The 11,156-nt window shown below is 52.8% G+C and carries 10 protein-coding genes; 4 read left to right on the top strand and 6 right to left on the bottom strand.

Annotation, left to right across the window (positions count from 1 at the left end; genetic code table 11):
• Positions 1 to 2: 2 nt before the first annotated feature.
• Positions 3 to 1,484: a sensor histidine kinase gene (locus JTE88_RS08025; protein WP_204424197.1), complete on the top strand. Its 1,482-nt coding sequence runs from the start codon at positions 3 to 5 to the stop codon at positions 1,482 to 1,484.
• A gap of 6 nt (positions 1,485 to 1,490) precedes the next feature.
• Here the strand turns inward: JTE88_RS08025 and JTE88_RS08030 are convergent, their stop codons facing one another.
• Together JTE88_RS08030 and JTE88_RS08035 are read right to left on the bottom strand one after the other, a co-directional pair.
• Positions 1,491 to 2,201, bottom strand: a complete 711-nt coding sequence (locus tag JTE88_RS08030; RefSeq protein ID WP_204424199.1) for a lysophospholipid acyltransferase family protein — start codon at positions 2,199 to 2,201, stop codon at positions 1,491 to 1,493.
• Positions 2,198 to 2,995 (bottom strand): SDR family NAD(P)-dependent oxidoreductase, encoded by a 798-nt coding sequence (locus JTE88_RS08035; protein WP_204424200.1) that lies wholly within the window; start codon positions 2,993 to 2,995, stop codon positions 2,198 to 2,200. Before JTE88_RS08035 ends, JTE88_RS08030 begins: the two co-directional genes overlap by 4 nt.
• 140 nt (positions 2,996 to 3,135) lie before the next feature.
• Here JTE88_RS08035 and JTE88_RS08040 point away from each other — a divergent pair, with 140 nt between their 5' ends.
• Positions 3,136 to 4,245 (top strand): HD domain-containing protein, encoded by a 1,110-nt coding sequence (locus JTE88_RS08040; protein WP_204424202.1) that lies wholly within the window; start codon positions 3,136 to 3,138, stop codon positions 4,243 to 4,245.
• A gap of 300 nt (positions 4,246 to 4,545) precedes the next feature.
• Positions 4,546 to 6,039, top strand: a complete 1,494-nt coding sequence (locus JTE88_RS08045; RefSeq protein ID WP_204424204.1) for a CPBP family glutamic-type intramembrane protease — start codon at positions 4,546 to 4,548, stop codon at positions 6,037 to 6,039.
• A gap of 110 nt (positions 6,040 to 6,149) precedes the next feature.
• Here the strand turns inward: JTE88_RS08045 and groL are convergent, their stop codons facing one another.
• The 3 genes from groL to JTE88_RS08060 all read right to left on the bottom strand — a co-directional run bounded on the left by groL (position 6,150) and on the right by JTE88_RS08060 (position 8,921).
• A complete protein-coding gene (gene groL / locus JTE88_RS08050; protein WP_204424206.1) occupies positions 6,150 to 7,772 on the bottom strand; it encodes a chaperonin GroEL in 1,623 nt (540 codons plus the stop codon).
• A gap of 268 nt (positions 7,773 to 8,040) precedes the next feature.
• On the bottom strand, positions 8,041 to 8,616 hold the full coding sequence (locus JTE88_RS08055) for a LytR C-terminal domain-containing protein (protein WP_204424207.1): 576 nt from the start codon (positions 8,614 to 8,616) through the stop codon (positions 8,041 to 8,043).
• Between the two features lie 44 nt (positions 8,617 to 8,660).
• Positions 8,661 to 8,921, bottom strand: coding sequence for a DUF3263 domain-containing protein (locus tag JTE88_RS08060; RefSeq protein ID WP_204424209.1), 261 nt, complete (start codon positions 8,919 to 8,921; stop codon positions 8,661 to 8,663).
• 57 nt (positions 8,922 to 8,978) lie between these two features.
• Here JTE88_RS08060 and JTE88_RS08065 point away from each other — a divergent pair, with 57 nt between their 5' ends.
• On the top strand, positions 8,979 to 9,659 hold the full coding sequence (locus JTE88_RS08065; protein WP_239519513.1) for a uracil-DNA glycosylase: 681 nt from the start codon (positions 8,979 to 8,981) through the stop codon (positions 9,657 to 9,659).
• Here JTE88_RS08065 and JTE88_RS08070 read toward each other — a convergent pair.
• The gene (locus JTE88_RS08070; RefSeq protein ID WP_204424213.1) at positions 9,656 to 10,966 is read right to left on the bottom strand and encodes a thioester domain-containing protein; all 1,311 of its coding nucleotides are present in this window, start codon (positions 10,964 to 10,966) and stop codon (positions 9,656 to 9,658) included. The two genes, JTE88_RS08065 and JTE88_RS08070, sit on opposite strands and share 4 nt — an antisense overlap.
• Between the last annotated feature and the right edge of the window lie 190 nt (positions 10,967 to 11,156).

The following is an 11,156-nucleotide window of genomic DNA, read 5'->3' on the forward strand; positions in this document are numbered from 1 at the left end:
GCATGCCGGAACGTCAATCTCGTCCCCCACTCACCGGACGGCTCTCATGGCAGCTCCTTGCGGTCTTTCTCGTTCTTCTTGGCAGCGCGCTCGTGTTAGTTTCTGCCTTTACAACGATCTCCCTGCGCACATTTTTGACGTCCGAAACCGATAAGACCCTTTCATCTTCCGGGCAAATCGTCGCCTCACAGACCGTTGATGCGCTGATCCAAGGTTCCTCAAGTACCTTGCTTCCCTCTGAGTTTTATCTTTACATCCGTGACGATTTTGGTACTGCTGTTGAAGAAGTGCATCACGCGGTTGAAGATCGTTTCGGAAAACCACTTAATGCGCCCGAGCTTGCCGCAAACTATATTGACCAACCGAGGTCTGTACCAGGTACTCTTGCACATACCGAATGGCGTATTATCTCAGTCCCTCTGACATCAACCGGCCCTCATCCACGAACTGTTGGCCATGTGCTCATTGGTCTGCCGTTGGAACAGGTAGAGCGTACAGTCGGTAACCTCCGTCAAGTTTTGACGTTCTTTATTTTGGCGATTATGTCCATCGGGTCACTTGTATCTATTGTGCTTGTCCACCGTTCACTGCGCGGTTTGCGCACTGTTAACCACGTGAGTGCCGACGTGCGTCGGGGAAACTTCGCCGCCCGTGTTCCTGCGATGAAGCCCGGTAGTGAAGTTAATGCGTTGGGAGAATCAATCAACGCGATGCTGGACGAAATCGAGACACTCTTTGACGCCCAAGCCGCCTCCGAACAGCGTATGCGGCGCTTTGTTTCCGACGCCTCCCATGAGCTTCGTACCCCGCTGGCAACAATCCGCGGATATGCTGAACTGTATCGACTCGGCGGCGTGCCAACCGAATCGGTACCCCAAGCTTTTGGCCGTATCGAATCCGAGTCTGGCCGAATGGCCAACCTCGTTGAAGACTTACTTAAGCTCGCACGCCTCGATGAACGCGGCGAAATTAAACCCAAACCGGTTGATCTTGCTGCAGTTGCGCTCAACACTGTCTCAGACTTCCTTGCCCGCGCCCCTCAGCGCAGTGCCGCAGTGACGAATCTCGATGGCGGCGAAGTCGAATCCCTCGTCATCATGGGCGATAACGATGGCGTCACCCAGCTTTTAACAAACCTGTTAGGCAACGTCAGTTCTCACACCGATCCTGATGTTGCGGTGGAAGTAGCCGTTGGCATTGATCCGGAAGATGCCAGCCAAGCCCTTGTTGAAGTGCGCGATCATGGGCAGGGCATTCCGGAAAAAGATCGCGCCCATATTTTCGAACGTTTCTACAAGATCGATTCGTCGCGTGCACGTTGCGGTGGTGAAGGCTCTGGGCTCGGATTAGCTATCGTTGCAGCTATCATGACCGCACACCACGGCCAGGTGACGATTAAAGAAACCCCTGGTGGCGGATTAACTGTCCGGTTGGCGTTCCCGCTTCCCCGGACCCTATCTGGTCACAGCGAGCCACTCGCTTAACGCTGACTAGTCAAGCGTCGGATCTGGGTTCGCCGTCTTCTGATCAAGCATCATCTCGATCTGGTGACGTACCCGGGCAATAAATTCTTCCGGAGTTTCTTCGAGCTTACCAAACATCGGTTCGCCGATAAAAAGATTGACTTCCGGGTGATTCAGTGTAGGTAGCACACGCCCAACTGGCATGGCTTCGTGCCCGCCCGACATCGCAAGCGGCACAATCGGCACACCGATTTTTTTTGCGATAGCTGCCGCGCCTGGCTTAAACACACCCATTTTTCCGTCGCGGGAACGGGTGCCTTCCGGGAAGATCAAAATCGGGATACCGGCACGCAACAACTTACTAGTCATGCCGGTGGCACGCGAGGTGTTCGGCGTCGTCGTTTTTCCTTTACGCTCAATCGGATACGTATTGAAAAATACGGAGGTGAGCTTGGCGATCCCCTTCTTCCGGTAGAAGTAGTCGGCGGCGGCACCGGTGGCGAGGTTGTCGGTCATGTGGTCTGGCAGCAGCGAGAAAACCATCGGCGCATCTAAGTGGGAGGAATGGTTGCCGACCACAATATAGGCCCCGGTGAGACCTTCGACGTTGTGCTCGCCCCACACGGTGGTTCCCAGCAATGCGTTCATTGCTGGGCGGGTCACCACTTTGCGTACGGCTTTACGTATCTTTCGTTTGCGTTCCGAACAGTAATCATCTACCGGGTTATATTCGCTCATCGCCGACCCTTATTCAACTTCTTCACTGCCTTATGGACAATGAACCGTGGAGTGTGCTTAGCGAAGAATGCGAGTGATTTGAATCGCTTCGATGGAATCGTTTGGGTTTTTCCGCGTTCGATATCGCGCAGAGCTTCGTCGATAACGCGTTCGCTATCGAGCCAGAGCCAGGATGGGATCGACGACGTCGATACTCCGGAACGCTCGTGGAATTCAGTTCGCACCCAGCCCGGTAGGAACGAGACGACCTGGACGCCGTATTGCCCAACTTCGATAGACAGGGATTCCGACCATACGCGCACGAAGGCTTTGACTGCACCATAGGCTCCCATCGGTGCTAGTGAGGCGACCGAGGCGGTGGTGACGATGATTCCTGCGCCGCGTTCTTTCATGGCGTAGGCAGCTGCCCCGCCGAGCTCCATGGGCACGAGGGCCATGAGTTCAGCGCCGGCGCGTAGTTGCGTGGCATCATCGGTTGCCATAGGCGAATACATGCCCGAGCCGGCATTGTTGATAAAGATAGAGATTGGGTCAGTTTGGTCAAGGAGGGCAGCTTTGACGCGCTCGACTCCTTCACGCTGGCTGAGATCGGCTTGGATGACGCGCACGTCAACACCAGTTTTGCTCGATATTTGAGCGGCGACGTCGTTCAATCGCTGCTCGTTACGTGCCACGAGGACGAGATCGCATCCTTTTTTGGCGAGCGCGCGGGCAAAAGCCGCACCCATTCCAGACGTTCCGCCGGTAATGAGCGCTCGACCTGTCAGAACTGTTTCCAAACCTTGTTTATTCACATTACCTACGTTAGAACACTTCCGGGGCGAGAGCACTTTTATTGGCACCTTCGTGTCCATTATCTAGTTACTTTCCTTGTTGCGTTTGGGTAGTTTCTTAGCGGGGTATAGAATCGTGGAACGTCTGTTATGGAGGATCTATGCTTGATATGAACGTTCCTAGTTGGGTCGTACAGGCTTTCGTGCGTAGCGCACTTGATGCCGGCGCCACTGCGCAACGTACGCTCATTGAGCAAACTGCCCATGATCTCCTGGCGATTTGGGCTGAGCCGGAACGCTTATTTCACAATACGCGTCATCTTCTCGATATGCTCAAACGCGTCGATACTCTCTCTCCGGAGACGCAAAATCCGTGCCTGGTTCGCTTAGCTACGTGGGGTCACGGGTTGGTGTTCAATATTTCTCCCGAGGCGGTTTATTCGCGCAATGGTGGGGAGGATGAGCCTGCGTCGGCACGTGTTGCGGCACAATACTTTTCCCAGATCGGGATTCCGGAAGAGAACATTGAGCGTATCTCTTCACTGATTACTCATATGCATAAGCGTCACGATGTTCCTGGCGTTTCGCAGCGTTCGGATGAAACGTCACGATTTGATTCGATCGACGTCGATCGCCTGGCACTTTATGATGCTCATTTTGGTACGTTAGCTACTGCTCCGCAGCACTATAAGTCCTATGTTCAACTGGTTCGTGAAGAATATGCTCACGTTCCCGAACGTGACTGGTTGATGGCTCGTCGGCTCATTGCCGAACATTTGTTGGCGCGAAAGCGGATTTTCTTAACCCCGCTCGCAACCGCGTGGGAGCCGGTTGCACGGCAGAACTTGCGTGCCGAGCTCGAACGCATTGACGCGCTTATTCTTTGTGCTGATCAGGCGGCGGATTCGCCAGATACAGACGCTACGATCGAAGCGGCGGGGGTAGCTAAGGAAGATCCTACAGCGAAACTATTCCAAACAGCTCAGCTTGAACGTATTCTCGATGAGACTCATACTGCGGACGCGGATGGCGAGAACGATAACGGCGCTGTAGACGACGTCGTTTCTGATGTGATTCAACCACATGTGCCGGTTGTGAAGCGTTCCTCACTCGAAGAGCTCGACGATGCGTTCACCCCGGGCGCTCCGCCGCGCGTTTTGGACCATTCGCAGGCTGAGGCTGCGCGCCGCGAACAGATTGTCCAAGAAACGTTGGAAACAATTGAGCGTAAACAAAACGAGGCGCGTGAAGAGCGTGAAGGTCGCGACTGAACAAGTCGCGTCAGGTGATGAGATGTTGAAGAGGTCTTCGTCGTCGTCACCACTACTGGTACTGATGCCTACTGCGCCCTGGCTGCGGTTAGGGAAAAGTAGTCCAGCAAAAATCGTTAGCTCAATAAACACCGAGCGCACCACAGCACTGTATAGTAAATATTAGTTAAACTATTACAAAAGGTTCTGTGCATATTTACCCTATTTCCTCTCAAGTGAATAGACTGGCGTGAAAGGTGTAACTCGCGATGCTAACAACATTAGCTGACAACAAAGTCTCATCACCGAGCAGCGAGGGGGATGGCTAGCAGTCGGCGGTTGTCCTTTCGGGATGCGTTGTTTGGTTGCGTGGTCTTTAGCGGACTAGCATCTTTTGCACTCATACACACCCAAGAATTTCAGCAACTAGGATTTACCTCAACTGCCGGATTCATCGGTGATACTTTCGGCTTCATCCAACACTTCCCCCCGCCCGCACTATGGGCACTGAGTATTACTATCGGGATTATCACTGAAATCATCTGTGCTGCCCTCACCTGGTGGATACTTAGCCGAATAAGTTTATCTTTCACGCTACGCTTCACCCTTGCTGTGGTTCTATCAGCAGTATTTCGCGGCATATTCTTCGCCCCTTACGCTAACACCTTGTCAAGCCTTCAATGGGCTGGGGTAGCAATCTTTTCCATCTACTACTATTGGAACTATCGGCGAGTATGGCCACTAGCATTAAGCCACGCACTATTTAACGCCATCGCATTTAGACCAAACGACGTCTGGGCCGGAACACTCTTAGGAACGCTGAAAACTACCGCCAACGACGTCGTCCTGCCCATCATCATGTGCTGGGCAACCACCTGGCTCATCACACGAATCCTCAACCACACCACAACACGCACACCCACAGCACGCACACCCGCGGCACCAAAAACTATACTCTCCGCTCTACGCACAACAATGATTCTTGGAGCAACAACCATCACTGTTGGCGGATTCATTGCCGGCATCATCCAGCTTTTTTGGCAAAAATCATTGCCCATCTATATTCCTGGAGTCTATTTTTCATTCCTTGAACAAAGCCGGTCACAATGGTTCTGGAGCACGGTTATCATCGGAGGCCTGCTAGTAGCAGCATGGTATATGCTCTCTCGGAATACGTTTCCTTCACGCCAATCGCTCCCCACCCGGCATAGCTCCTGGATAATTTTTGGAGTAATTTTTTCTATCTTCCTCGTGCAAGGAAGCGCTTTTCGTACCTATTTCAGATCCTGGGGAATGGCGACCGGAACCGACTTTCACCATTGGTTTGCTAATCTCGATAAATATGGCATAGACACTCTGCTACATACTCCTTCAATATGGGACATCTTCCGCGGCACGTTCAATGGCGGCATGGAAGAACTTGCCTATGCGTTAATTTTATTAACCTTGATCTATATTTTCCGCATGCCATCACGCCTATCAATTGCAGTAGTATTCATCTTCCGGGTGATACTACACCTGTACTACGGAACACTCGGCATAGTATTATGGCTTTTTCCTGACGCAATCTTCGCAGCCATATACGTCACACGCCAAGGACGCATCCTACCGTTAATCATCGCTCACGGACTCTACGACGCAATTCTTGCCATCCTCGAATACATCGCACGCACCGACGCTTTCGGTCATGTTCGCTACAACGCCATCGAGCAGATATGGACTCCCGTTACTGGATTAGCTGGCATTATCGCCCTCACCCTCGCCTACGTCTGCCTCACCTGTAGGCACGGCAAGGAAACAACAGTAAGCCTATAGCTCCCATAGTGCATTGGTTACCAAAAGGAGCGAATCTCGGAAAATCTCCGAGGTTCGCTCCTTTGTGTTTGGCCATTATCTGGCCGAAAGAACTAAGCAGTTACCGGTTCTTAGTACATGCCACCCATGTCTTCAGCACCTGGTGCTGGAGCAGCTGGTGGTTCTGGCTTGTCTGCCACAACTGCTTCAGTGGTGAGGAAGAGACCAGCGATGGATGCTGCGTTCTGGAGTGCAGAACGGGTAACCTTCACTGGATCATTCACGCCAGCGGCGAGAAGATCCTCATACTCACCGGTTGCGGCATTCAAGCCGTGACCAACTGGAAGTGAGCGAACCTTTTCAGCAACAACTCCACCTTCGAGACCAGCGTTAACTGCGATCTGCTTGAGTGGTGCTGCCACCGAAACGCGAACGATGTTTGCACCAGTTGCTTCGTCACCTTCGAGGTGAAGGTCAGCAAGTGCCTGGTCTGCTGCCTGAATAAGTGCAACGCCACCACCGGAGACGATACCTTCTTCAACAGCAGCCTTTGCGTTGCGGACGGCGTCCTCAATGCGGTGCTTGCGTTCCTTGAGTTCAACTTCGGTTGCGGCACCGGACTTGATAACAGCAACGCCACCAGCGAGCTTTGCGAGACGCTCTTGAAGCTTCTCACGATCGTAATCGGAGGTGGAGTTCTCAATCTGGGTCTTGATGGTGGAGACGCGAGCAGCGATGTCTTCTGCGGTTCCAGCACCTTCAACAATGGTGGTGGAATCCTTGGTGAGCACAACCTTGCGTGCGCGACCAAGAAGCTCGATGTCAGCGTTCTCAAGCTTGAGGCCAACAGTTTCCGAAATAACCTGACCACCGGTGAGGATAGCCATGTCCTGGAGCATTTCCTTACGGCGATCGCCGAAGCCTGGAGCCTTAACAGCAGCGGACTTGAAGGTACCACGGATCTTGTTGACGACGAGGGTTGCGAGTGCTTCACCTTCGATATCTTCAGCAATGATCACCAGTGGCTTGCCGGTCTGCATAACCTTCTCGAGGATTGGGAGCATGTCCTTGACGTTGGAGATCTTGGATTCAACCAAGAGGACGTATGCGTCTTCGAGGACTGCTTCTTGGCGATCGACGTCAGTGACGAAGTATGGCGAGAGGTAACCCTTGTCGAAGGACATACCTTCGGTGAGTTCGAGCTCGGTGCCGAAGGTGTTGGACTCTTCAACGGTCACAACGCCTTCCTTGCCGACCTTGTCGAGGGCCTCAGCGATGAGCTCGCCAATTTCCTTATCACCAGCAGAGATAGCAGCGGTGGCTGCGATTTCTTCCTTGGTTTCGACTTCCTTTGCGTTTGTCAGGAGCTGCTCAACAACCTTGGCAACTGCCTTGTCAATGCCCTTACGCAACGCGATTGGGTTTGCGCCAGCTGCAACGTTGCGCAGGCCTTCCTTGACGAGTGCCTGGGCAAGAACGGTTGCGGTGGTGGTACCGTCACCGGCGACGTCGTCGGTCTTCTTCGCTACTTCTTTAACGAGTTCTGCACCGATCTTCTCGAATGGATCTTCGAGGTCGATTTCTTTGGCGATGGAAACGCCGTCGTTTGTGATGGTTGGTGCGCCCCACTTCTTATCGAGGACGACGTTACGGCCTTTTGGTCCGAGGGTTACTTTAACAGTGTTTGCAAGCGCGTCAAGACCGCGCTCCATTCCCCGGCGTGCTTCTTCATTGTAAGCAATGATCTTTACCATGGTTTTCCTCCCGTTTGGGTGGTTGACGGCTGGTGCCCGCGACGGATGATATTTCTCGAACACGTTCTGTTTCGTGCACGATTCGTATCTCACCAACCAACGTTTCTATCACTCTCTAGTCGAGAGTGCCAGTATTGATTCTGGCACTCTCTGGCTGAGAGTGCAAGGTGACAGACGTTGGAGAGCTTAACATTACTCTAGTAGAGAAAACTTGAGTGCCCTTAACGCAACTTTGACGGTAAGGGCACTCAAGTTCAGCCTTTGATTATTAGCGCAGAACGACGACGATATCGGCAGACAACCCGAGATCGGAACCATCATCAACGGTTGCACCTTCGATATTTTTCGCAATATCTTCTGCTTCCTTGATACTTCCAGCATTTCGATAGTAGACAGTGGTTTCTGTCGGCAGTCCAGCAGTGTAATCGCCAGGTTCAACCGCCGTATACCCTTGCCCGCCTAGCATTTCAGCAGTTTGACCAGCAGCTCCGTTTACTCCACTGCCATTAAGTACTTGGACACTCACATCTTTGTTCAGTACCGGCTCAGTAGGTTGCGGTGTTGGCTGCCCTGCTGGGTTTTCTTCAGTTGATTCTGGCGCTACTGGTTGTTCAGCTGGCGCTTGCTGTTCAGTTTGGGAAGTGGCAGGTGGATTTGCGTCGTCCTCAGACGCCGAATCACTTGCAGCCCAAAGACCGATCCCCCAGCCAACTAGAGGCGCAATAACAAGCACCGCAACAAGCGCAATAAGCCACGGACTTACTCGACGCGGTTTTCGATGCGCACCAAGGGTTTGACGTTCTCTCGCTAACCGATCAAATTCGTCTTCAATATATGCATTCACGCGTTAGCCTACCTATTTCCCTGTAACTTCCCATGACAGCAGAACTACTGTGGAAAGCGTTCTTCAATCCGCGCATCTCGCAACCGACGTAAGCGATCGATAAGTTGCGGGTTCGCTTTCCAGACACGTTCATCATCAAGCATACGCGACAAGAGCGCATAATAACGCATGGGAGAGATGTGAAGCTCTTGGCTGATCGCCCGTTCTTTTGTTTTGGCAATCGTCCACCACGACTGTTCAACATGAAGAACTTTCTCTTCCATCTCAGTTAGTTGAGCTGATTCATCCTTCTTACCTTGCTCCATAGTCAACAGTCTACTCGGTTCGAGCCCATTGGAACCCATGAGAAGTACCCCATTAAGATGAAGACTATGAGCACACTTGAAACTGTTATGCATCCTTCTTGGGCACACGCGATGGAACCCGTTGCCGCCCACATCCACCACATGGGAGATTTCCTACGTGAGGAAAACGCGGAACATCGCGGCTATCTTCCCAGTGGATCGAATGTCCTACGAGCTTTCCAGTATCCTCTCCCTGACGTTCGTGTGCTCATCGTTGGGCAAGATCCCTACCCAACACCTGGCCATCCGGTCGGCTTGTCATTCTCGGTAGAACGCAACGTGCGTCCACTTCCCCGATCGCTAGTCAATATCTATCGTGAATTGCATGACGACCTCGGAATCACCCCACCGGACCATGGAGACTTATCATCGTGGTGCGAGCACGGAATTATGCTGTTAAACCGAGTGTTGACAGTAACACCCGAGCACCCCGGTTCGCACGCGAACCGGGGTTGGGAGACAGTCACCGATCACGCGATTCGGGTTCTGGCGCAACGTTCCGAACCGCTCGTAGCAATCTTGTGGGGCAAACAAGCGCAGTCCCTAGCACGTCTCATGCCTGACGTCCCGAGCATTACCAGCCCGCATCCTTCTCCCCTTTCAGCCCATCGAGGATTTTTCGGTTCTCGACCGTTCTCGCGGACGAACGCCTTACTTATCGAGCAAGGTGCCCAGCCAGTGGATTGGACACTCACCTAGTTTCTTTCTTTGTCATGTAGGACTGAAAAGAAGAAACCTGACGCAAGTAACACTCCCGCAAACGCTGACAGGAGATAAATTTCGGCGCCTGTTTTAGCTAGCTGTGGCACGGGTGGGGTCTTAGATTCTCCGGAGATCTGTTCGACAACGGCTTGCGGGCTCGGGGGCTCCGGTCCCACAGACGGTTGCGGCGTTGACGGAACCTCAGGCACACATTGAGCCGAATCTGCACGCACTGGCTGCCCGGTATCCTGGTCACGCACCGGCTTACCTTCTACATCTCGGCACACATCTGCCATTCCGAGCCAGTTCACACTCGCTTCGACAGCCATGTGATTCTGGAACTCGCGCACCATCACAAGGCTCTGCCCGTGCTCATCTACAGAGATTAACGGCGTAATTAAACTTCCGTGATATCGCGCAACACTCGCACTGGCAACGATACGAGCTGTTCCCTGCTCGCGGGCATTGCGCGCGTCAATATACATTTCTTGACCTGGATGAACGTGTGCCGTATCGATTTCAACACCGGAAGCATCGACGAGCATGACACCGTCCGGCACGTCAATCTGGACTTCGGAAATCTGGGTGACGACGTCGATCGGCCCAATGAGTTCTCCAGCGACCCCGGTTTCTTGCGGGAGGCGCAGAGATATATCGCTTGCCATATTTTGTTGTTCTAGACCGACATTTTGTTCAGACAACAAGTATTCGTAGAGCTTCGTTATCCCCTCAACGTTGTCCTTGTCACGCGAACGCGCAGCGAAATCGGCAAAATCTGGCTCCACGCCATCGGTTAACCGCCAGATTGCGGACTGGGTTGCAGTAATTGCTTGGGCTACAGACAGCTGCGCAACACCGATATCTGATGCAAGCTCGTCCAGGTTTCGCGCCGGGTATGAATGCTGAACGATCCACCCGACTTTCCGGCGTACCTGCGGATCGATGCCGAATGCGTTATCTCCGAGGAACCCATCCCAGTCGGTGACAGCCGTGGGCGATTCACGGTTGATCGACACAGTGATTTCCAAGCAGTATGCGCGATAGCGATCATTATCGTCACCGGAAATAGTGAAAAGCATCGGGCTGGTATGGAATGTTTGGCGACTGTATCCGTTACGCGCATGACTATCTGCCACTGGCCGGTAGGTCATCGAAAAACCGCGAAGCTGCTGTTCTTGGGGTTCGATTCGATAGTTCGAGTTAGAGACTTGCTGATCGGCATCGTCCGCGTAGGCACTGCTCGCGGGAATGAGGGCAAAAAGTGACGCAATAGCGAGCGCCACTATACGTATCACAGTGTTCATATAAGGTCCTTATTTTGGGAATATGCTTTCACCAAAAAAGACTAAACACTATCACGAATCACCAAATATTCTTATCCACACCAAGCAGATTATCCACACTGGGGCAGAACTAGTGCTTCACACCCCGGCTTCCCACTCCACGCACAGAGCACACGCACATAAAGCGAGGCGGGTACACACAAGTGCACCC

The sequence above is a fragment of the Arcanobacterium phocisimile genome, assembly GCF_016904675.1.
GTDB classification, from domain to species: domain Bacteria; phylum Actinomycetota; class Actinomycetes; order Actinomycetales; family Actinomycetaceae; genus Arcanobacterium; species Arcanobacterium phocisimile.